General features: G+C 69.1%; 19 protein-coding genes. 10 read left to right on the top strand and 9 right to left on the bottom strand.

What is annotated here, in order from left to right:
* Positions 1–175 precede the first annotated feature (175 nt).
* Positions 176–1,393: a glycoside hydrolase family 18 protein gene (locus tag ACIG5F_RS35020; RefSeq protein WP_396524241.1), complete on the top strand. Its 1,218-nt coding sequence runs from the start codon at positions 176–178 to the stop codon at positions 1,391–1,393.
* Between the two features lie 73 nt (positions 1,394–1,466).
* On the opposite strand, the gene ACIG5F_RS35025 is transcribed toward ACIG5F_RS35020, so the two are convergent.
* Together ACIG5F_RS35025 and ACIG5F_RS35030 are read right to left on the bottom strand one after the other, a co-directional pair.
* Positions 1,467–3,578 (bottom strand): PIG-L family deacetylase, encoded by a 2,112-nt coding sequence (locus tag ACIG5F_RS35025; RefSeq protein WP_396524242.1) that lies wholly within the window; start codon positions 3,576–3,578, stop codon positions 1,467–1,469.
* 273 nt (positions 3,579–3,851) lie between these two features.
* On the bottom strand, positions 3,852–4,451 hold the full coding sequence (locus tag ACIG5F_RS35030; RefSeq protein ID WP_396524347.1) for a TetR family transcriptional regulator: 600 nt from the start codon (positions 4,449–4,451) through the stop codon (positions 3,852–3,854).
* 77 nt (positions 4,452–4,528) lie between these two features.
* On the opposite strand from ACIG5F_RS35030, the gene ACIG5F_RS35035 reads away from it, so the two are divergent.
* Positions 4,529–6,214: an FAD-dependent monooxygenase gene (locus ACIG5F_RS35035; RefSeq protein ID WP_396524243.1), complete on the top strand. Its 1,686-nt coding sequence runs from the start codon at positions 4,529–4,531 to the stop codon at positions 6,212–6,214.
* Positions 6,215–6,413: 199 nt separating this feature from the next.
* Here the strand turns inward: ACIG5F_RS35035 and ACIG5F_RS35040 are convergent, their stop codons facing one another.
* Complete coding sequence (locus ACIG5F_RS35040) at positions 6,414–7,151, bottom strand: IclR family transcriptional regulator (protein ID WP_396524244.1); 738 nt, start codon at positions 7,149–7,151, stop codon at positions 6,414–6,416.
* 103 nt (positions 7,152–7,254) lie between these two features.
* Here ACIG5F_RS35040 and ACIG5F_RS35045 point away from each other — a divergent pair, with 103 nt between their 5' ends.
* The 4 genes from ACIG5F_RS35045 to ACIG5F_RS35060 are packed head-to-tail and all read left to right on the top strand — an operon-like array spanning position 7,255 to position 11,210.
* Positions 7,255–8,445, top strand: coding sequence for a CaiB/BaiF CoA transferase family protein (locus ACIG5F_RS35045; protein ID WP_396524245.1), 1,191 nt, complete (start codon positions 7,255–7,257; stop codon positions 8,443–8,445).
* Between the two features lie 2 nt (positions 8,446–8,447).
* Positions 8,448–9,188 (top strand): acetoacetate decarboxylase, encoded by a 741-nt coding sequence (locus tag ACIG5F_RS35050; RefSeq protein WP_396524246.1) that lies wholly within the window; start codon positions 8,448–8,450, stop codon positions 9,186–9,188.
* Between the two features lie 2 nt (positions 9,189–9,190).
* On the top strand, positions 9,191–10,072 hold the full coding sequence (locus ACIG5F_RS35055; protein ID WP_396524247.1) for a 3-hydroxyacyl-CoA dehydrogenase NAD-binding domain-containing protein: 882 nt from the start codon (positions 9,191–9,193) through the stop codon (positions 10,070–10,072).
* Positions 10,062–11,210, top strand: coding sequence for an acyl-CoA dehydrogenase family protein (locus tag ACIG5F_RS35060; protein WP_396524348.1), 1,149 nt, complete (start codon positions 10,062–10,064; stop codon positions 11,208–11,210). Before ACIG5F_RS35055 ends, ACIG5F_RS35060 begins: the two co-directional genes overlap by 11 nt.
* Before the next feature lie 58 nt (positions 11,211–11,268).
* Here ACIG5F_RS35060 and ACIG5F_RS35065 read toward each other — a convergent pair whose 3' ends face one another.
* The gene (locus ACIG5F_RS35065) at positions 11,269–12,297 is read right to left on the bottom strand and encodes a lanthionine synthetase LanC family protein (RefSeq protein ID WP_396524350.1); all 1,029 of its coding nucleotides are present in this window, start codon (positions 12,295–12,297) and stop codon (positions 11,269–11,271) included.
* 214 nt (positions 12,298–12,511) lie between these two features.
* Between ACIG5F_RS35065 and ACIG5F_RS35070 the strand changes: the two genes are divergently transcribed.
* Both ACIG5F_RS35070 and ACIG5F_RS35075 read left to right on the top strand, forming a co-directional pair.
* Positions 12,512–13,981, top strand: coding sequence for a hypothetical protein (locus ACIG5F_RS35070; protein WP_396524248.1), 1,470 nt, complete (start codon positions 12,512–12,514; stop codon positions 13,979–13,981).
* Complete coding sequence (locus tag ACIG5F_RS35075) at positions 13,978–14,469, top strand: SCO family protein (protein WP_396524249.1); 492 nt, start codon at positions 13,978–13,980, stop codon at positions 14,467–14,469. The genes ACIG5F_RS35070 and ACIG5F_RS35075 overlap by 4 nt, the downstream gene beginning before the upstream one ends.
* Here the strand turns inward: ACIG5F_RS35075 and ACIG5F_RS35080 are convergent.
* A complete protein-coding gene (locus ACIG5F_RS35080; RefSeq protein ID WP_396524250.1) occupies positions 14,462–14,938 on the bottom strand; it encodes a hypothetical protein in 477 nt (158 codons plus the stop codon). The genes ACIG5F_RS35075 and ACIG5F_RS35080 overlap by 8 nt on opposite strands.
* A 230-nt stretch (positions 14,939–15,168) precedes the next feature.
* Between ACIG5F_RS35080 and ACIG5F_RS35085 the strand changes: the two genes are divergently transcribed.
* Positions 15,169–15,849: a hypothetical protein gene (locus tag ACIG5F_RS35085; RefSeq protein WP_396524251.1), complete on the top strand. Its 681-nt coding sequence runs from the start codon at positions 15,169–15,171 to the stop codon at positions 15,847–15,849.
* A gap of 7 nt (positions 15,850–15,856) precedes the next feature.
* On the opposite strand, the gene ACIG5F_RS35090 is transcribed toward ACIG5F_RS35085, so the two are convergent.
* The 4 genes from ACIG5F_RS35090 to ACIG5F_RS35105 form a co-directional block, all read right to left on the bottom strand.
* Entirely contained in the window at positions 15,857–16,495 is a 639-nt protein-coding gene (locus ACIG5F_RS35090; protein ID WP_396524252.1) for a hypothetical protein, read from the bottom strand.
* A gap of 125 nt (positions 16,496–16,620) precedes the next feature.
* Positions 16,621–18,357, bottom strand: coding sequence for a carbohydrate-binding module family 20 domain-containing protein (locus tag ACIG5F_RS35095; protein WP_396524253.1), 1,737 nt, complete (start codon positions 18,355–18,357; stop codon positions 16,621–16,623).
* Between the two features lie 50 nt (positions 18,358–18,407).
* Positions 18,408–19,643: a styrene monooxygenase/indole monooxygenase family protein gene (locus tag ACIG5F_RS35100; protein ID WP_396524254.1), complete on the bottom strand. Its 1,236-nt coding sequence runs from the start codon at positions 19,641–19,643 to the stop codon at positions 18,408–18,410.
* 93 nt (positions 19,644–19,736) lie between these two features.
* Entirely contained in the window at positions 19,737–20,393 is a 657-nt protein-coding gene (locus ACIG5F_RS35105) for an alpha/beta hydrolase (protein WP_396524255.1), read from the bottom strand.
* 603 nt (positions 20,394–20,996) lie between these two features.
* Here ACIG5F_RS35105 and ACIG5F_RS35110 point away from each other — a divergent pair.
* Positions 20,997–22,142 carry a DUF222 domain-containing protein gene (locus ACIG5F_RS35110; protein ID WP_396524256.1) on the top strand — a complete coding sequence of 382 codons (1,146 nt, stop codon included), beginning with the start codon at positions 20,997–20,999 and terminating at the stop codon, positions 22,140–22,142.
* Positions 22,143–22,194: the final 52 nt, after the last annotated feature.

A 22,194-nucleotide genomic window follows, 5' to 3' on the forward strand; every position in this document is an offset into this window, starting at 1 on the left:
ACCGGACAGGTTAGCCAACCTCGCCGAACGTGTTTCCCGCGGTGTCGTTGACGAAGTGGTCCAGACCACCTACGGTGTGAGTGAGCACACGCTTTGTCCCTTTTTTTCCGGGTCCCGCACGGTTCCCCGCCGCCGCCACCGTGCCGACCCCTCCTGCGGATTCAGGGAGCAACGCATGGCCAAGTTCGGAAAGCGGCGGCTGGCCGCCGGCGCCCTCGCGCTCGCGGGCCTCGTCACCGCCACCCTCGTCGGGGCCGCCCCCGCCTCCACCGCCGCCCCGGCCGCCGGCAACACGATGGTCGGCTACTTCACCAACTGGGGCATCTACGACCGCGCCTACCAGGTGAAGAACCTCCAGAGCAGCGGCACCGCCGGCAAGCTGAACGTGATCAACTACGCCTTCGGCAGCACCGCGGGCGGGCAGTGTTCGCTCACCGACGCGTACGCCGACTACCAGAAGGTGTTCGACGCCAGCACCAGCGTCGACGGCAAGGCCGACACCGGGCCGCTGTACGGCAACTTCGGCCAGCTGCGCAAGCTCAAGGCCCTGCACCCCGGCCTGAAGGTGGTGTTCTCGGTCGGCGGCTGGACCCTGTCCGGCGGCTTCACCCAGGCCGCGCAGAACCCCACCGCGTTCGCCAACTCCTGCTACGCCATGGTCAAGGACCCGCGCTGGGCCGACGTCTTCGACGGCATCGACCTGGACTGGGAGTACCCCAACGCCTGCGGCCTGTCCTGTGACACCAGCGGCGCGGCCGCGTTCAAGAACGTGCTGGCCGCCGTGCGGTCCAAGTTCGGCTCCGGCGCCCTGGTCACCGCGGCCATCACCGCCGACGGCAGCAGCGGCGGCAAGATCGACGCCGCCGACTACGCCGGCGCCGCGCAGTACGTGAACTGGTACAACGTGATGACCTACGACTACTTCGGCGCCTGGGCCGCCACCGGCCCCACCGCCCCCAACGCGCCGCTGAACTCCTACAGCGGCATCCCCACCGCCGGCTTCTACGCCGACGCCGCCATCCAGAAGCTCAAGAGCAAGGGCGTCGCCTCGTCCAAGCTGCTGCTCGGCATCGGCTTCTACGGCCGGGGCTGGACCGGCGTCACCCAGTCCACCCCCGGCGGCTCCGCCACCGGCGCCGCCCCCGGCAAGTACGAGGCCGGCATCCAGGACTACAAGCTGCTCAAGACCTCCTGCCCGGCCACCGGCACCGTCGCCGGCACCGCCTACGCCAAGTGCGGCAGCCAGTGGTGGAGCTACGACACCCCGTCCACCATCGGCGGCAAGATGAGCTACGCCAAGGCCCAGGGCCTCGGCGGCGCCTTCTTCTGGTCCGCCGACGGCGACACCACCAACGGCGAACTCGCCTCCGCCATGCGCGGCGGCCTCGGCTGACCCGCCCCCTACCCCCCGCGAGTCGCGCTCAGTTCGGTATGCCGCTAGGCGCGACTCGCGGGGATGGTGGCGGTCAGCCGTCGAGGGTCTGCCAGTCGCCGAAGCCGTTGGCGCCACCGGAGGCCGTCTGTTGGCTCATGGTCATCGAGCCGTCATCGGCCTGCGCGAACACCGCCATCCGGCCGTCGGGACCGGCCAGCGCCGCCGGCTGCGTGGAGATGAAGTTCCCGAAGTTGGCCCACTGCGTGTTGTAGGCGCCGTCCTTCACGGTCTGCTTGGTGCCGCTGACGCCGCCGTTGCGATTGCGCTCGAACACGAAGATCCGCGCATCACCGCCGGCCGCCGTCGGAGGCGCGCTGCCCGCGGCGACCGGCCCGAACCCGTTGTCGCCGCGGATGTTGTCGGGTTGAGTGGTCCAGTCACCGCCGGTCAGCTGATAGGTATGTGCGACGTACGAGCCCACCGGCTGAGTGTCGCTGTTGTTGGCCATCCGGTAGAACACGTCCAACCGGCCGTCGTTGTTCACGGCCACCGTCGGCGGGCTGGCCGGTTCGAACGCGGTCAGCGAGGGTTGGTAACCGTTGAAGTTGTCCTGCGGATCATGCTGGTACCACAGGCTGATCTTGCCGACGCCGTTGACGATGCTGTACGCGAACACCTCCATCCGACCGTCCGGATGGGTGACGGCGCTCAACCCGTCCTGAATGCCGTTCGGGCTACCCTGGAGATCGGTCCAGAGCGTCTCGAAGTGCTCATGGGACCCCGACTGCTTCTTCCAACTGATCCCGCCACCGCCGTTCTTGACGAACACCGCCAGCTGACCGTTGGCGTTGCGGGTCACCGCCGGGTAGCCGACCTGATTCGCGGTGTCGCTGCCCGCGTTGGGGTTGCCCAGCGACACCCACCGGTTCGACCAGGCCCCGTTGGGCTTGTCCTGCCAGGTGGTGATGATGTCCCCGGAATCGGCGTCCACCCCGAACACCTGGAGGGTGCCGTCGGTCGGATTGCTCACAATGGACAGTCCGGGCAGGACACGCGTGATGTCCCCGGCCGCCAGGGGGTTCGGGCCGACCCACTTGAGGTCGCCCTGCCGCTGCGCCCAGGTGAACACCTGGCCGTTCAGCGCGGCCACCACCTGGAACCGACCGTCCGCGTTGAGGGCGGCATAGTTGGTCCCGGTCCAGTAGCGGTGATACGTGCGCTGCGTCCACTGCGGATAGGCCGGAATATCATCGATGTTCATATCGTAGTCGGAATACAGATGGAAGGTTGCCTTCTTGTCGTCGCGCTGGCTCAGATCCAGATTCACCTGGGAGTCCGAGATGTTGTAGTCACGGTAGTTGACCAGCTGGAGCAGCCGCTCGCTCGCGGGGATGGCACGCACCAGCCGGCCGACGAGCTGCGCGACGACGAGGTGATCGGGATTGTCGGCCGCGTACCGAAAATCCGCGGTTGGATCCTGGGCGCGGATCACCGTTGGGTTGTACCGATTGATCAGTCCGCGCAGCACACCCTGCACCGCGTCCAGATCGTAGTCCTGCGGCTCGGTCACCTGGCTCATACTGGACAGCACGGTTCTGCGCGTCGCACCGTCGTACACCACGTGCGTCAGGTTGTCGCCTTGCCGCGAGTCACCTGGCCGAATGTCCGGGTGCGTTTGGTCGCCCGCCTCCGGCAGGTTCATGAAGACCAGCTTGATGTTGTTGTTGGTGCGCAGCGTGTCTTCTTCCACCTGCCTGCTGTCGCCGTCGCCGAAACCGATGGTGATGGCCTGCCGGTCCCACAGGCCGGGGTCATCGGGATTCGATGCGCCGGCGATGCCGGCCCAAGCCGCCATCGCGCCCAGCGCACGGCAGCCAGCGTAGTCCTCACGGTCCAGTTTCACCTTGCCTGGGCGTCCCGTGTTGCCCAGGTCGTTCGCACAGTCGTTCTTGTCTATGTCACGCAGTTCTCCTGCCGGGTCCCTGTCCTCTTCCCCGGCCGTGACGTACACCGTCGTGGTCGGACGGCCAGCGTTGACAGTGTCCTTCAGGTCCGGATTCATGAACAGCAGGTCGTCGTCCTGGTGCGCGACGATCTGCATATAGCGGCCGAACGGCGGGAGGGCCGCCGCGGCCACCGGACTCAGCGCCACGCCTTGCAGTGTTGTGCCCAGCAGCGACCCGGTGGCCAGCAGGCCGACCAAGGTTCGTCTTCTCACGAGCGCCACGCTTCCCTTCGCCTTACGATCCTGGGACAAATCAGGCACGACAGGGTTCGCAGTGACGTTCGCGCGGCCCCGCGGCGCACCGGACAGCCGGGTCCGGAAACGGCATCAGGGCAAAACAAAGTCAGCATGGAGCCCCCCTTGATGTGTCCGGCGCCACCCGGACCGACCGATCCTCTCAGCGCCGGAGTCACGGCGCAAGACTTGACGAGCCGCCCGGCCGAGTGCCGGAGTCCAGACTGGATTCGAGAACTACTCAGATTCGCCGGACAGCGGCGCGGTGAGACAGTGCTGCACGCAGGCCCCGACCATCGGGGCGACGGTGGCGAGGTCGGTGCTGGCCAACGGTTCCAGGCCGACGAAGTAGCGGGCCACCACCAGCCCCATCAGCTGGGAGGCGGCGAGGCTGGCCCGGAGGGCGGGGTTGTCCACGCCGAGCGCGGCGGCGAGCGGGGCGAGGGCCTCGGTGGTGAGGTACTCCCGAAGCATGCGGGCGGCGTCCTCGTGAGTGATGGCGGAGCGAACGAGACCGAGTAGGGAGCCGCGAGCCGAGGGGTCGTCGAGGCGACTGAGCAGCGCGAAGACGAGGCGCTCCCCCACGCCGGAGACGCCGCCGGCGAGAGCGTCGGCGACGAGGACGGGCGGCTGGGCCGGCAGGGCCAGGGCCGCGGTGAACAGGTCGGACTTGGTCTTGAAGAAGTAGTGCACGAGCGCGGGGTCGCAGCCGGCGCGGGCGGCGATGCGGCGGATGGTCGCGCCCTCGTAGCCGGACTCGGTGAAGCAGTCCCGGGCCGCGGCCAGGATCCGGGCCGGGTTGGCCGACGCGCCCGCCGGGCGCCCAGGTTTTCTCATCACGCGTTGACTTTATCTCGTCGAGCGGCGTACGGTTTTCTCATCAGGCGATGAATAAACCCTCTGGGGAGGCCGCCATGAACGACCTGCGGACGCCGGTGCTGGTGGTCGGTGCCGGACCGAGCGGACTAACCGTGGCCAATGAGCTGCGGCGACACGGGGTGCAGGTGCGGATCATCGACCGCGCCCCGGCCCCGGCCGCCACCTCCCGGGCGCTGGTGGTCCAGCCGCGCGTCCTGGAGATCTTCGAGGACATGGGCGTGGTCGACGAGGTGCTGGCCACCGGCAACGCGGCGACCAGCCTCAACATCCTGTTCCGGGCCGACGAGCGGTTCCGGATGCAGCTGCACGACCTGCTCCAGGACCCGGCCAACTTCACCAGGTACCAGAGCCTGTGGACGCTGTCCCAGGACGACACCGAGCGCATCCTCACCAAACACCTTGCGACACAAGGGGTGCGGGTCGAACGCGGCCTGGCCGTGACCGACCTGGTGTCCGACGAGGATGGTGTCACGGTCTCGGTCCGCACCGACGACGGCGTTGTCGACAAGATCCGCAGCCGGTGGGTCATCGGCTGCGACGGCGCGCACAGCACGGTCCGCCAGGCCGCGGGCATCCCGTTCGAGGGCTCGACCTACCAGGACGAGTTCATCATGGCCGACGCCGAGTTGGACTGGGAGCTGCCCGACGGCGACCTGTACGTCAGCCCCAGCCGCTCCGGCTTCGTCGCGGTGTTCGGCATGCCGGGCACGCACCGGTTCCGCATCTTCGGCAACGTGATCGTCGGCCCCGAGGGCCCCAGCGCCGAGTACAGCGAGCCGACGCACGAGGAGTTCCAGGCCATGCTCGACTCGCGGCTGCCGGTGCCGGCGACGGTCGTGAAGGAGCACTGGGTGAGCCGCTATCGCTTGCACCGCAAGGCTGTTCCGCGCTACCGGGACGGGCAGATCATCCTGGTCGGCGACGCCGCCCACGTGCACAGCCCGGCCGGCGCGCAGGGCATGAACACCGGCATCCAGGACGCCTACAACCTCGCGTGGAAGCTGGCGCTGGCCATTCGCGGCATCGCGGACGAGTCCATTGTGGACAGCTATCACGCCGAGCGGCACCCGGTCGGCGAGCGGCTGCTGGCCACCACCGACCGGTTCTTCACGATCATCTCCGGCCAGAACGCGGCGTCCAAGTTCATGCGAACCCATGTGGCGCCACGGCTGCTGACCCGGATCCTGGGCCGCAAGTCGTTCCGCAGCTGGTTCATCGGCACGCTCGCACAGCTGCGGACCAGCTACCCGGACAGCCCGCTCAACCGCCAGCGTGGCTCGGACTGGAAGGACGCGCCGGCCCCCGGCGACCGGGCCCGGCAGGTGGACGTGCTGATCGACGGCACGCCGACGCCCCTGCACAACCTCATGCACGGCACGCATCACACGGTGCTGCTGTTCACCGGCGTCGACAACAAGGCCCGGTCGGCGGTGGAGCTGTGCCGCATCGCCGAACGGATCGAGTGGGCGTACCCGGACCTGGTGCGGGCCCACGTCGTCAGCGCCGAGCGGTTCGCCGATCATCCTTGCGCCGTCGGCGATCCCGATCGGGCCGCGCACAAGCAGTACGGCATCGACCGGGCGGCGGCGTTCGTGGTGCGGCCGGACCTGCACATCGGCTACCGCGGCGCGCCGGCCGAGGACGAACTGCTGGCCGACCTGGTCCAGCGCCTACCCGGCGCTCACTCCTCGGCCGGCAACACGATGGGGCTCAACAGGTAACGCGACCGGTCCGCGATTGACCCCCACGCCAGCCGCGTCTCCCCCACCCGTAACGCCAGGAAGGCCCTTTCACTGCGCCTTGCGCCAGTATCGGGCCTTTCCTGGCATCACCGGCGCCGCGAAGGGACCGATCCTCACGTTGAACGTCATGAAGGGCCCCATCATGACGTTCAACGTCAGTATGGGGCCCTTCATGACGTCAGTTCACCCGGCGGCGGGCGTAGCGGCGGAGGTCCTCCAGCAGGACGTCGACCAGCGCCGGCAGCTTCTCCACGGCGAGGTCGTGCGGGCCGGCCAGGGCGACGGCGCCGACGACCATGCCGTGTTCCCACACGGGGGCGGCGACGGAGGCGACGCCGCGGAGCATGGGGCCGCTGTCCCCCATGGTGTAGCCGGCCTCGCGGACGCGGCTGAGCTCGGTGAGCAGGGCGAGGGCGCTGCCCCGGTCGTCGGGGTAGCGGGCCGCGACCAGCTCGTGGCGTTCCCGATCCGGCATGTACGCCAACAGCACTCGGCCCACGGCGGTCTCGGGCAGCGGGGTTCGCAGCTGCTGCACGGTGAGGTAGTTGAAGGGATCGTCGGTGCCGGCCCAGTCGGCGTACACGGAGGTGTCCCCGGTGCGCACGGCCAGCACGGCGCTGAGGCCGGTGCGGTTGAACAGGTCGACCAGGTCGGCGTGGTTGACGGTGGACACGAGCCGCTGCCCGGACCGCATGGCCAGCAGATAGGGCGCGGCCCCGAGCCGGAAACGCTTGCCGTCCTCCTCCAGGTAGCCGACGGCGACCAGGCCGTTGACCAGCTTCTGCACCGAGGACACGGGGGCGTGCAGGCGCAGCGCCAACTGGGTCAAGGTCAACCCGGTCCGCTCGGTGACCACGGCCTCCAGGATCTCCGCGATCCGGTCCACCGCCCGATGGTGCGGCCGCAGCTCGGCCATGATCGCCTCCTACCTATATAGGTAGAATCGTATCACATTGCGTAAAGCTGAGCGGCGGAGCAAAGTAGTTCACATAAGGCAAGCAACTGAGGAGGCGGAGAGCATGGGGGCTCTGGACGGCATCAGGGTGATCGACCTCGCGACCGTGGTCATGGGCCCGTACGCCACACAGATCCTCGGCGACATGGGCGCCGACGTGATCAAGGTGGAGCCGCCGACCGGCGATTCGAGCCGGTTGACCGCCCCGTACCGCAACGAGGGCATGGGATCGCTGGCCCTCAACGTCAACCGCAACAAGCGCGCGGTCTCGCTGGACCTGAAGAACCCGCGCGGCAAGCAGATCTTCCTGGACCTGGTCAAGACCGCCGACGTGGTGGTCACCAACATGCGCCCGGGCGCGCTGCGCCGGCTGGGCCTGGACTACGAGCAGCTGGCCGAGGTCAACCCGGGCCTGATCTACTGCAACGCGCAGGGCTTCCGCAGCGACTCGTCGCTGGCCGACCGCGCCGCCTACGACGAGATCGTGCAGGCCGCGTCCGGCACCGCCGACCTGATGCGCCGCGCCACCGGCACGCCAACCTACATGCCGACCATTCTCGGCGACAAGGTCAGCGGCCTGACCATCGTCTACAGCGTGCTGGCCGCCCTGGTGCACAAGCAGCGCACCGGCGAGGGCCAGCGCGTCGAGGTGCCGATGACCGACACGATGCTCGCCTTCAACCTGGTCGAGCACCTGGCCGGCCGCACGTTCGAGCCGGCAGCCGGCCTGATGGGCTTCTCCCGCTCGCTGTCGCCCGGCCACCGGGCCGTGCGGACCGAGGACGGCTGGGCCTGCATCCTGCCCTACAGCAAGCGCAACATCGAGGACTTCTTCACCGAGGTCGAGCACCCCGAGGTCCTCGCCGACCCGCGCTTCCAGGACTCGGCCAGCCTCGCGGCCAACTTCGACGCGTTCTACGACCTGATCGAGAAGTACGCCGCGCAGCGCACGACGGCCGAATGGGCACAGACCTGCGCCCGGCTGAGCATTCCCTTCGCCCCGGTGCTGGACCTGGACGACGTCACCGAGGACCCCTACGTCACCGAGGTCGGCCTGCTGGAGACCGCCGAGCACCCCACCGAAGGCACCTATCGGGTGATCGGCTCCCCCGTGCGGTTCTCGGCCACGCCTGCCAGTGTTCGCAGGCATGCGCCGCGACTGGGGCAGGACAACGACGAGGTGCTCGGCGAGCTCGGGTACTCGGCGGAGGAACTTCGTGAGCTGGCCGAGGCCGGCGTCACGGCAAGGAGGTAGTGGTGAAGGCATCGGAAGTGGCCCGCCGCCTGGCGACCCCGCTGACCGCGCCGGCCTGGGCGCCGGTCCGGTCGAGGTTCACCGACCGCGAGTACCTGAACATCGTCTATCGCACGGATCCCGAGGCGCTGCGGGCCGCGGTGCCCGAGCCGCTGGAGTTCGATGAGCCGCTGGTGCGGTTCGAGGTGATGAAGATGGGCGACAGCACCAGCTTCGGCCCGTACACCGAGTCCGGCCAGGTGATCCCGGTCCGGTTCGGCGACGAGCGCGGCGAGTACCTGCACGCCATGTACCTGGACAACGTGGCCGCGACCGTGGCCGGCCGGGAGATCAGCGCGTACCCCAAGAGCACCGGCTCGCCGCGGCTGTTCGCCGACACCGGCGCGCTGGTCGGCACGCTGGACTACGGCACGCAGCGGGTGGCCACCGCGACCATGGGCTACAAGCACTACGCGATGGACCTCGACCAGGCCAAGGCCGAGCTGACGCTGCCGACCTACATGGTCAAGATCGTGCCCGGCTACGAGCGCGAGCCGCGAGTCTGCGAACTGGTCCGCACCCAGATCACCGACATCACGGTGAAGGCGGCGTGGACCGGACCGGCCCGGTTGCAGCTGTTCCAGCACGTGTTGGCCCCGCTGGCCGACCTGCCGGTGCTGGAGGTCGTCTCGGCCAGCCACATCATCACCGACCTGACGCTGTCCGGCGTCCAGCCGCTGTTCGACTACCTGAAGGAGCGCTGACCATGATTCTCGCGATCGTCGGCGCCGGCACCATCGGCCTGTCCTGGACGACCCTGATGCTGGCCGAGGGGCACACCGTGCGCGTCACGGATCCCCGCCCCGACCTGGAGCAGGCCGTGCGCGACGCGGTCCGCGAGTTCGCCCCGACCGTGCCCGGATTCCTCGGCGACGTCGAGGAACTCCTGTCCCGCCTGGAGATCGTCGGCTCGGTCGAGCAGGCCGTCGACGGTGTGCACGCGGTGCAGGAGAACGGCCCGGAACGCCTGGAGTTCAAGCAGGATCTGTTCGCGACCATCGAGAAGGCCGCTCCGGCCGACGCGTTGATCCTGTCCTCCACCTCGGGGCTGACGCCGTCCTCGATGTCGGAGAAGATGGCCAACCCCGGCCGGCTCGTCGTGGGCCACCCGTTCAACCCGCCGCACCTGCTGCCGCTGGTGGAGCTGGTCGGCGCGGACGAGGCGGAGATCGGGCGGGCCAAGGAGTTCTACCACTCGCTGGGCAAGGTTGCGGTGGTGGTGCACAAGGAGATCCGCGGCCACGTGGCCAACCGCTTGCAGCGCGTGCTGTTCGAGGAGTGCGTGAACCTCGTCGAGCAGGGCGTGGTCTCCATCCCGGAGCTGGACGACATCGTCACCAACTCCATCGGCGTGCGGTGGGCCACGGTCGGCCCGTTCCTGGCCTTCCACCTCGGCGGCGGCCCCGGCGGGCTGCGGCACATGATGGCCCACCTCATGCCCTACATCCCCGACGACGTGCAGGCTCGCCTGGCCGACCAGGTCGAGACCGTCTATCCCCTGGCGGACAACACCAAGCGCGCCGAACTGCGCGACCGCCAGCAGCTCGAGATCATCAGCTTGAAGGGTCGTGACGACGATGTCCGGTGACTTCTACGACTTCCAGGGTCTGCTCACCGACGACGAGAAGGAGATCGTCGAGAGGACGCGGGAGTTCCTGCGCAGCGAGGTCGCGCCGATCGCCAACGAGTCGTGGGCCAACGCCGAGTTCCCGCACCAGATCGTGAAGGGCTTCGCCGAGCTGGACATCGCCGGCCTGGCCTACCGGGGCGGCCGCAGCCTGCTCACCGGCTTCCTGGCCATGGAGATGGACCGGGTCGACCCGTCCATCGCCACCTTCTTCGGCGTCCACAGTGGACTCGCCATGGGCAGCGTCAACCGCTGCGGCTCCGATGAGCAGAAGGAGCGCTGGCTGCCGGCGATGGCCCGGATGGACAAGATCGGGGCGTTCGCGCTGACCGAGCCCAACGGCGGCTCCGACGTCGCCGGCGGCCTGCGGACCACCGCCCGGCGTGAGGGCGACACCTGGATCCTCAACGGCGCCAAGCGGTGGATCGGCAACGCCACCTTCGCCGACCTGGTCGTGGTGTGGGCGCGGGACGAGGCCGACAACAAGGTCAAGGGCTTTGTGGTGGAGAAGGGCACGCCCGGCTTCGTCGCCACCAAGATCGAGCACAAGATGGCCCTGCGCACCGTGCAGAACGCCGACATCACGCTCACCGACTGCCGCGTGCCCGAGGCCAACCGCCTGCAGAACGCGCGCGGTTTCCGGGACACCGCCGACATTCTGCGGCAGACCCGTGGCGGCGTCGCCTGGCAGTCCGTAGGCGTCATGATGGGCGCGTACGACCTCGCGCTGGCCTACGCCAAGGAGCGCGTGCAGTTCGGCAAGCCCATCGCCGGTTTCCAGCTGGTGCAGGACCTGCTGGTGAAGATGCTGGGCAACGTCACCGCCTCGCTGGGCATGGTGGTGCGGCTGGCCCACTTGCAGGACGAGGGCGTGTACCGGGACGAGCACTCCTCGCTGGCCAAGGCGTTCTGCACCTCGCGCATGCGGGAAGCCGTCGGCTGGGCCCGGGAGATCCTGGGCGGCAACGGGATCGTGCTCGACTACAACGTCGGCCGGTTCGTCGCCGACGCCGAGGCCGTGTACTCCTACGAGGGCACCCGTGAGATCAACTCGCTGGTCACCGGCCGCGCCATCACCGGCCTGAGCGCCTTCGTGTGACCCCCGGTTCGTGTCATGAAGGGCCCCATACTGACGTTGAACGTCAGTATGGGGCCCTTCATGACGTCGAAGTGAGCGGTGGCATCCACAGGCGGGGGGTGCCGGGCACGACCAGCCGCACCAGGGCGGCGACGAGCACCGGGAGCGCGGCGTCGTCGTCCGGCCAGGCCAGGGTGGCGACCGTCTTCAACGCCCAGTCGCGGTGCCGGTCGTCGCCGGTGGCTTCGGCCATGTCGAGGAGAAACTCGACGTTCTCGACCACGCCGTGACAGCTGGCGGTGGCCATCGTCCACTGGTCGGCCCGCACCGCCGCCGCGGCGGCGTCGGCGACCTTGCGGTAGCGCTCGTCGCCGGTGGCGAGCCAGGCTCGGACCAGGAAGCTGCCCACGCCGGCGGCGTCGCCGCACCAGCCGCCGAGCGGGATGCTCTCCCCCGCCCCGGACGGCCAGCGCGCGGCCGTGCGGTCCCACATCGCGGCATCGCACAGGGCGTCGGCCAGCCGGATCGCCTTGATGCGGCAGTGCTGGTCCCCGGTGGCGAGGCAGTAGTCGAGCAGGAACGCCGCGATGCCGGCAATGCCATGGCCGAAGCCGTACTTGCCTTCGGCGGTGTCCTGGCGTCGGGCGCATTCCCCGGCCCGCTCGAGGAACTGGTCGTCGCCGGTGATCCGCCAGGCGTGCAGCAGGGTCAGGCCGGCGCCGGCCGAACCGTCGCAGACGTCGGGATTGGTGCTGGCCACCGGGATCTCCGCCGCCAGCTTGGCCGCGCGGGCCATCAGCTTCGGGTCGGGCAGCGCGGCGGCCGCGTCCAGCAGCGCCCACACCGCCCCCGACTGTCCGAAGTGCAGTCCCGGCAGGACGATCGACTCGCGCTCGCACCGCTTGGCCGTGCGCTTGGCCGAGGCCCGGACCACCGCCGGCAGCCGCTCGTCCCGCGACAGGGCGACCACCAGCGCGCCGAGCACGGAGGCGCTGTGCCGGCGGAGGTTCACGCGGTCCAGCAGCTGTCCGATGCCGTCGTCAAGTAGCCGGTCGCCGGGCACCCCTTCCGGGTGCACCGCGCCCGCTGCCACCGACCCGGTCGACATCACCGGCAGGACCCCCTCCGGCCTGCGAAAACACGCTTGCCCGTCCACAATCGCATCCGTCGATCGCCGGGCCGAAGATCCGGAGCACATCGGACCGCGACCACTGCCCCAACGGACAACCCGCCCGAATTCCGTGAAAAAGATTCGGTTCTCGCGGGCAACATCATCAACGCCGGGTCAGAGTAGCTTCGTCGGCGACGGCAGGAGGTCCCGGGTGTCCACCACGCTCACCGCCGAGCAGCTCGGCCATCTACGGCACTTCGACAACCTCTCACGGCAGCTGCCCAACGACTGGTCCCTGATGCAGGGCAAGGGAACCAACCAGGAGGACTTCGGCGGCTACCGCTTCCAGCTGGCGTACATGGCCTACGCGCTGGCGCTGACCCACCGGCACCGCCTGCCGGCCGCGCCCGGCCTGTTCCAGCCGATCATCCAACGACTGATCGACAAGATCATGCACCCCGAGGCGTGGATGTACTGGCGGGACGTCAGCCGCGGCGGCAGCGTGTTCAACGCACACCTCGTTGACGAGCTCGGTGAGCAGTGGGATCCCGTGGTGCGCGACAACATCATGTACAGCGCCTACGTGCAGTCCATGGCCTTGCTGCACGACTACCTGTTCGACAGCGACCGCTACGTCGCCGAGGGCTCGCTGACGTTCGGCTACTGGTCCTTCTTCTGGGGCGGCGAGCCGAGGCGGTTCGCCTACGACCGGGACTCGCTCAACGAGCACATCTACTGGCAGATGGTCGGCAGCGGCTATCTCGGCGTGGCCTGCGAGCCCAACTGCGTCTTCCAGATCTGCAACCAGCCGGCCATTCTCGGCTTCCGCCTGCACGACCTGATCACCGGCGGCCGGCGGGCCGAGGAGGTCGTCGCCGGCTACGAGCAGGCCTGGCGGGACTTCGGGCGGCTGGACGAGACCGGCCGCTACAACATGATGGTGCTGCGGGATTCCCGGCAGGTGCTGCCCAACGCCCGGCAGCTGGCTTGGGTCGACGCGTGGTGCGGGGCCCTGATGAACATGTGGAACCGGGACTTCGTGCGGGCCAACTATCCGCGCCAGGTCGCCGATCTGGTGCACCGCGGCCCGGCCGGCACGCTCTCCGTGGCCGCCTCGCCGCCGCAGGAAGTCATGGGGCAGACCGTCGTCAGCGACACCTGCGACTTCGGCTGGGTCGCCGCGTGGGCGTCGGAAATGGGCGACGAGACGACGCTGCGGGGCCTGCTCGATCACGTTGATCAGTTCATGGACCCCACCTGGCGCGAGGGCGGCCTCTACTACCCCCGCAACGACACCGGGACCGATCCCGACGGCAATCGCGTCGAGATGGAACCCATGACGGGCAACGTGCTGCTCGGCTACGCCCGGCTCAACGTCCCCGACGGTCTTTGGGGTCTCTACAACCAGCCCTGGGACCGCGCCCACTTCGCCGAGCCCGCCCTCACCGCCGTCGACCGCAACGTCGAGATCAGCCGGGCCGAGGTCGTCGACGGTGTCCTACACACCCGACTCCGCCGAGTCCCCGGCCTCCCCGGCGACGGCGCCGTCACCATCTCCCGTCTCACCGACCGCTGGACCGCCTCCGTCGACGGTCAGCCCCTCGACCTGCCCGTGCACGACAACCTCGTGCTCCCCTGCCCCTCGCAGGCCCGAACCTTCACCTTCCGGCGGCACCCGTGAGCGCCCCCACCACCCCCGACTACTCCCTCACCGACCACCACGGCCGCCCCGTGAGCTCGTCCAGCTACCGGGGCCGGTGGCAGCTCGTGTTCTTCGGCTTCACCCACTGCCGCTCCGTCTGCCCCCGGGCTCTCGGCCGCCTCTCCTCGATCCTCACCGACCTCGGCGACCTCGCGTCCCTCATCCAGCCGCTCTACATCACCGTCGACCCCGACCGCGACACCCCGCCCGTCATGCGCGACTTCCTCCGGGCGTATCCGGCCTTCACCGGCCTCACCGGCTCCCCCGCCGCCATCGACCAGGCCAAGCGCCACTTCCGCGTCTTCGCCCGCCGTCGCCCCGACCTCGCGGATCCCGATGGCTACGCCGTCCCCCACACCGCCATCACGTACCTGCTCTCCCCCGACGGCCACTACGTGGCTCATTTCCCCGACTCGATGCCGCCGGAGGAAGTGACCGCGGAGTTGCGGCGACTGCTTTCTAACTGATCTGGTTGAGCAGTTTCGCAATCGCGTCCACCTGGTCGCGGACGGTGGTCAGGGCGGCGGCGCAGGGGGCGGCGTTGGGGCCGTTGGTGGCGGGGTTGGCGTTGTTCACGCCGGGATTCTGCGTGCCGACGCCGCACTGGCGCTTCTCGTAGTCGGCGACGCCGGCCTGCATCTTAGTGACGGCGTCGGCGATGGCGGCGGCCTGCTTGCTGCCGGCGGTCTCGGAGGTGACGCTGTTGCCGAAGTTGACGACCTCGGTGGCGTAGCGCTCGCATTCCGGGAACACGGTCGCCGGGGCGACGGTCTGGCACTGATCGGCCTGTAGGGCGGTGGCCTTGACGGTCAGATCCTGCACGGAAGGGCCGAACTTCGCCACCGGCGGCCCGCTCGGACCGGCCTCCCCACTGCACCCGGCACAGGCCAGGAGCAAGGCGGCGGCGGGCACGAGCAGCAAGCGCAGGTTGACCACCAGGGCAGCGTAGAACAGGCCACCCCCGGCGTTCTCGGCGGGCGGTGTCCGTGTCGACGCTTCAACCAGGAAAGGTGCCGGGCAATTCCCGCCAGATACACAATCCGACTATGGGGCAGGAAACACCGACTGTCGGGACAGTTTCGGCTGACGGTCGCGCCGCGGCGGCGTAGGTTCTGCGGTGAGACGACCAATGCGTGTGATCGCACGCACTTTTCTGCGAGGCACCAATGCACACCAGCAGCACCCCCGACTGCCGTTCCGCGCTGGCCCCGGCCAGTCGCCGCCCGCGTTTGGGCCGGGCCAAGACCGCGGGTGCGCTGGCCGTCGGCTTCACCTTCCAGCGCGGCGCGCAGCCGCAGCCCGCGCCGGACGCGTGGCTGATCCTGCGCCCGGGCGAAATCCTGTTGTACAGCCGGGACATCGCGTTCGACGCGGTCGCCCAGGCGGCGGCCAGCCGGATGATCGCCGAGGAGCTGCATCTGTCCGAGGCGACGGTCCGGTTCAGCTCCGGCCACGCCCTGCACACGGTCGGCGTGCCGTGCGGGATCGCGCTGCGCCGGGCGGCGGCCTCGGCCTACTGGGCCCTGCACCGGGACGCGGCGGCGCTGCTGAACGTGCCGGATCGGTCGCTGGCCTCGGACAACGGCCGGTTCCGGGTGCGCGGCGGGCTGCGGCGGGTGTCGTACCACCAGCTGCTGGAGTCCACGACAACCGTGGTGTCGCTGGACGTCCGGGTGCCGCTGGTGTCCGATCAGGACTATCTGGCCGACTACGTCGCCCCGGCGTCCGTGCTGAGCAGCACGTCCTTCTCGTCGCAGGGAGACGGCCGGTTCTCCGGCCAGCTGCGGGACGAGATCCGCCGGGACGACGAGGCGCCGACCGGGGTGCTGGCCCGGATCGGGGAATGATCGATCCTCAGGTCAGCGGCGTGAGCTGGCCGGGCAGGAACGGCGGCAGCTCGCCGGTGGCGTCCTCGTAGCCCTTGACGGCCCCGTCGAACGCCCCGCCCGCCGCGCCGCCGGCGGCCGCGCCGGCGAGCTGACCGCCGGCAGTGCCGACCGCGGTGCCGATGGCCGTGCCGATCGGGGCGGCCGGTGGGGCGATCGCGCCGCCCACGGCCCCGCCGATCGCGCCGCCCGCCGCCCCACCGACCGCGCCACCGACGGTCCGACCGATGTCGCTGCCCGGCTTGGCCGTGCCGGTCGCGGTTCCGGTGACGCCGCCGATGCCGCCGTCCACCGCCCCGCCCAGCCCGCCGCCCGCGGTGGAACCCAGCACGGAACCCGTTTGCTGGCCGAACTGTTCGCCGGCCTTGTGCCCGGACCCGTCCTTGTTGCCGAAGATGCCGTCGGCGATCGTGCCGACCGTGCCGCCGGCGAACCCGCCGAGGCTGGTGCCGAGCTGACCGCCGACGTCGATGCCGGCGTCGGTGAAGTCGGTCGGCTCGGCCGCGCTGGCGGCGCCGGACAGCGGCAGCATCAGCATCGCCGCGACCACGCCGCCGCCGACCACGGCGGACACCGCCGACCTGCGGACCACACTGTGACGACCCATGGGAAATTCCTCTCGTGCGTGGGGATTTCGCCTGGACCGTAGCCAGATCCGCGCCGGCCGGCGGCGCCGCTGTGAGTCAGTTCATGGTGTTTTCCGAGGACTTGTCATCAGGGTGATCAGACGGCTCAGCGCCAACTGTCAGCCAGGTTCAACGGACCGGTCCCGGTGGACGCCGAGCGGTTGGGATCCCCTTCCCAGGTGATGGATCCGTCGGCGTTCTTCTTGATGTACTTGTACTGGAAGGAGGTGGTGGCCGGCAGCGAGGCCGTCGCGGTCCAGTTCGGGTAGGCGGCCGAGGACAGGGCGATGGCGTTGGCCGGGTCCCAGCTGCCCAGCGCCGGGATCGACCCGACCACGTAGACGTTCTGGCCCCAGCTCGTGGTGGCGTTCTCGGCGAACGACACCGGCACCCGAGCGCCGGTGATCTTCGAGCCGGCGTGGATGGCCACCGCGTCCATGCCGCCGACCGTGATGGCGGCGTTTCCGTTGCCGTCAACGGTGATCACCGGGCCGGTGCAGGCCCCGTTGGCCACGTCGCCGTGCAGCACGTCGCAGTAGTCGCCGGCCGGCAGGCCGGTGGCGAAGGTGCGGGCCAGGGTGCCGCCCTCCTTGTTGATGGCGACAAAACCGTTGCCGCCACGGCTGAACGCGATCTGGTTGGACCCGTCCGACCACCAGTTGCCGACGGTGGTCCCGGCGACCGCGTTGTGGAAGCCGACCATGTTGGCCGCCCAGCGCTGCCGGTGCTCGCACTCCCAGCCGCTGCCGCAGCTGACCGCCGACACCATGCCGTTGGCCTGGGCCGGCGGCGACTGGTCGGTGTTGGAGAAGTCGAAGGAGGACATCACATTGGGCGTGCCGTACGGCCAGGCCAGGCCGAAAACGGTGGCCAGATGGTAGATCGCACCGTCCTTGTAGGACAGTGTACTGCCGTTGCGTTGCGTGTCATGGTTGTCCACGAAGACCACGGCCTTGTCGCTGGGCTCCATGCCCCAGGACTGCCCGAACGTGGCCAGGTCGGCGATGGCGCCGCCGTTGAACTTGGCCTTGAGAGTGGTGCCGTAACGGAACTCCAGCAGATCGCCGGTGCTCTCGTACTGCTGAGGCTGCACCGCCTCGCCCGCGCCGTAGATCACTTCTTGGTAGAGGTACGCGGGGCGGGTCAGCTTGGCCTCGACGCCGGCGATGTCGGCCGGGTTGATGTGCTTGGCCGCGTCGACCCGGAACCCGTCCACACCAAGGGAAAGCAGGTCGTTGAGGTAACCGGCGACGGTCGTGCGCACGTTGTCGTGCTCGGTGTAGAGGTCGGCCAGCCCGACCAGCTCGCACTCCTGGACGTCGGCCTGCACCCCGTAGTTGTGGACCTGGCCGTCCGACTCCGGGCAGGGATTGGGGTAGTGGTGGAAGTCGGCCGAGGAGTACCGGCCCGGATAGTCGTACTTGTCGGGAAAGGTGGTGCCGCCGTAGCCGGTGTTGCCCTGACCGGTCATGTGGTTGATCACGGCGTCGGCGTACACCTTGACCCCGGCGGCGTGGCAGCTGCCCACCATGGCGGCGAACTGCTGCCGGTTGCCCATCCGGCTGGTCAACTGGTAGCTGACGGGCTGGTACACCTCCCACCAGGGGTGGCCGGCCACGGTGACGGACTCCTCCGGCGGCGACACCTGGACCGCGCCGTAGCCCTTGGGCCCCAGCACGTTCGTGCACTCCGAGGCCACGGAGGTCCATGGCCACTCGAACAGGTTGGCGATCACGTCGTGCCCGCCGCCGGGTGGGGCGGCAGCGGACTGAGCAGGCAGGGTAAGCAGGGCCAGCAGGGCAGCAACGATCACCACGTGGCCCCGTCGCGACGTGGTAGTCATGTCGCGACGGTACTGTGTTTTCGCCTCGCGTTCTCCTGGGTCAGCACCCCTCAAGCGACTCGTTCCGCCACCTCGCGCAGGTAGGCCTGGGCCGTCTCGGGATCGGCCAGCCACGGCTCGTAGTCCGTGGGATCGTTGAACAAGTGTGCGAAGCGGTGCGCCACCTCGGGAAACTCCTGCGCCGCGCCCAGGGTGTCCAGGACGTGCACGGGCGGCGGTTCCAGCAGGTCGTTGTTGAAACGGGTGGAATGCCGGGCGTAGCCCCAGTAGGCCTCGAAGCAGCGGTCCATGAACTCGGCGTCGAACGGGCGGTCGCCGTGCTCGGTGATCAGCCGCTGGTAGATGCGTGCGCAGTGCACGGCGTTGTTGGCGCCCTGGCCGCCGATGGGATCGTTGGTGATCGCGGTGTCACCCATGGCCAGCACATGCTGACCGCTCGGCAGCGTGCCCACACCGTGCCGGACGATCGGCGTGATCCGCCCGGTGAGCACCGCGAGCGGCCCGCCGGACTCTGCCCTTTCGGCCACCGGGGCCGACCACGGGAAGAAGCGGCGCAGCTGCTCCTGGCACAGCGCCAAGTGCTGCTCGGCGTCGGTGACGCCGTCGAAGACGTCCATCGGGCTGCCGGGAACCGCCGAGAAGTACAGGCCCATCGCCGGCCCCGCGACCGACAACACCGGCAGCACGAAGAACTCGCCGACGCCGGGCACCAGCCCGAACGTGACACCCTGGTAGAAGGCGGCGGGATCCTGCTTGACCAGTTGCAGCGTGATCCCGCGCTGCGGTTGCGTGTACGTGGAACGCTTGTCGTCACGGGGGAAAACGCTGTCAAACTGGGGCCCGCGACCGGCGGCGACCAGCACCAGATCGGCTTCGCGGGCGTAGGCCTCGAGATCCTCGGGCGTGGCCCGGCCGATGCGGAGCTCGCCGCCCCGGCGGACGAACTCGTTGAGCCAGAAGGACATCTTCACCCGCTGGTCCACCGACTGGGCCGGGTTGTCCAGCGGCGCCACCCACGAGATGAACGGATCGGCCGAACCGGGCATGCCGGCGTCGAAGGCGATACCCTCCACCGGCGGGACCTCGCCGTCCCAGTGGTTGAGCCCCAGCGACCGCTCATGGGCCAACGCCGGCTCGAAAACGCACTGGTTGGAGAGGATGCGTCCGTCCCTGATCTGCTCGGCGGTGCGGTCGGACACCACCGTCACCCGGTAGCCCTCGCCCAGCAGTCCCAACGCCAGCAGCGACCCCGCCTGCCCCGCGCCGACGATCACGATGTGCCGCATGGAAACCCCAATCGCCCCAGTCACCGCCACCCTAAGCGCAATTCTCGGCGACCGTGACCGGCATCAGGGTTTTGTCCTGCCCGAAAGGGCAATTCAGAGGATTCGGCGGAAGGCCGCGTCGGCCACCGTCGTCGGCACCTCGTGTCCGCCCGTGAACTCGCGGTAGTCGACCCGGTAGCCCACGATGCGCAGCGCCGGCACGATCATCCGGCTCGTGTTCTCGATCGGCAGCACGCCGTCATGCCGCCCGTGCGAGACGAACACCTTGGGCCTGCCCGCCCGCGCGCCCGGCGCCACGAAGCCCGGAGAGAACGCCACCACGTCCTCGAACAGCGTGCCGTTGACCAGGCCCAGCGACAGCGCGTACGAGGCACCGTCCGAGAAGCCCACGATCGCCGCCGTCTTCACGTCGAAATGCTCGAACAGCTCCGCCAGCGCGCGGTCCAGCGCCTCCACGTCCGGCCCGAAGTTCCCGTGGATCGCGTCCCACGTCCGGGCCCTCGACTTCGGCGCGTACACCACCGCGGTGCGGTCCCGCGTCAACGTCAGCGCGCGCTCGGGGTTCGACCCCGCCCCATGGAGCAGAACCACCAACGGAACCGGGCCGTCCGGCAGGTCCGCTGGGACGTGCAGCAGGCCGGTGCCGAACTCGTGTGTGCCAGGCGTCAGGCGATCCTTGGAGGGCTGGCCTGGACGCGCCGCCAGCTCACCCAACCGCCAGCCCGTCCCCAACCGCGCCGTCGTGCTCATGGCCCACCCTCCCTTGTACGACACCTGTCGAACACAACCGATGGGGGTGGGGTTCCATTCCCCTGGGGTGTGGGTGCGGGTGCGGGTGTGGTTGTGGGTGCGGGTGTGCTTCGGGTGCCCGCGCCGCGCGGTTGCCGAGGGGTGGGGCTTGCCCTCCCATCGGCGATGCTTCGCGGCTTGACTGGCGGGTCGGTGGGTGTGGTTCTGGTGCCCGCGCCGCGCGGTTGCCGGCGGTGGGGTTTGCGGTGAGGGGCGAGGGCGTTGTTCGGTTTGGGGGGTGGGTGGATCCTTTTTGGTTGGTGGCGGCGGGGTGGAGTCTGTTTGAGGTGTGAGGGGCCGTTATCCAGCTGACTCCGGGTGGATTTTGCGCGGAGACCTCTGGGCGATGGCGTATCAAGGCGCTATCGGGCAGGCTCCGCCTGCCTCGATACGCAACAAGCTTATGCCATCGCCCCCCTCCGCGCAAAATCCACCCTCCGGAGCCTGAAGGTGTAGATCATTGTTGCGGTGGTGCTTTGGGTGGGGTCGTCGCGATTATGCATGAAACGGGATTTCACCCGTTAGTGATTCGATTTGGATCTTGACAGGGCGTATGATTGAGGCATGGAAGAAATCACCCGAGAGCTGGAGTCTGCTGAGCCTTCGGGAGCGATGCTGGACCTGCTCCTGAGTGCTGATCTTTCCACTCTCACCCCCGAGCAACAAGTCACCGCATTCATCGCGGCCCGCAAGATCACGGCGGTTGCCGACCATGCTCGACTGTGCATTCTCCGGGATTTCGACGATCTGGCCGAGATGTCGATGGCCACCCACGAGTCCGAACAGTCCCTGTTCCGCCAGCAGGAACGCGCCGAAGTCCTGGACCGGCTGCCTCGGCTGTGTGAGCAGCTGCGGCGCGGGGAGATCGACCTACGCCGCCTGGAGACCGTCGACGAGCGGGTGATCCACCTCGACCCCGCCACGATCCCCCAGATCGAAGACCAACTGGTCGAGGTCGCCGCCGAGCTCACCCGCACCCAACTCGCGCGCCGCACCACCAAGCTCGTGGCCGAGGCCGACCCCCTGGGCTACGAGCAACGCCGCCAGAAGGCCCGCGACAAGGAACGCCGGATCGAGTTCTACCCCCTGCCCAACGGCATGGCCGAACTCCGCATCCGCATGTCCGCCATCGACGCCCGCCAGTGCTACGACATCGCCACCGCCGACGCCCGCGCCCTGTGCAAGGACTGCCGCACCACCGACCAGAAACGAGTCGACGCCTTCCTGGACCGGTTCCTGGGCTACGGCATCGACCGCAAGGTCCAGGTCCACGTCACCCTCTCGATGGAGACCTTGATGGGTCTGACCGAGGACCCGGGCCTGCTGGACGGGTATGGCCCCATCAGTGCCGACTCCGCCCGCGAACTGGCCATGCTGGGCCCCTGGCGCGGGGTCCTGCTCGATGAGTACCAGCGGGCCGCCGCGATGGCCACCCACCTCTACAAGCCCCCAGCCCGCTGTCGGGAGTTCACCAAACTCCGCGACGGCGGCACCTGCTGCGCCCCCGGCTGCGTCAACCCCATCCAGGAAATCGACCACACCGTGCCCTGGCCCCAGGGAAAGACGAACCCGGACCAGCTCAAGGGCTACTGCCAACACCACCACCACCTCAAGCACGGCGACCACACCGTCACCCTGGACGAGGACGGCACCTTGCATTGGGTCACTCCGCAGGGCCGGCACTACACCACCCAGCCCCACCAGTACTGACCACAACGCATTCCCGCTCCGCCCCGCCGCACCTGTTCTTTGACAATTCCAC

Origin of the sequence: Kutzneria sp. NPDC052558, from assembly GCF_044547355.1 — a bacterium.
Lineage (GTDB): Bacteria > Actinomycetota > Actinomycetes > Mycobacteriales > Pseudonocardiaceae > Kutzneria.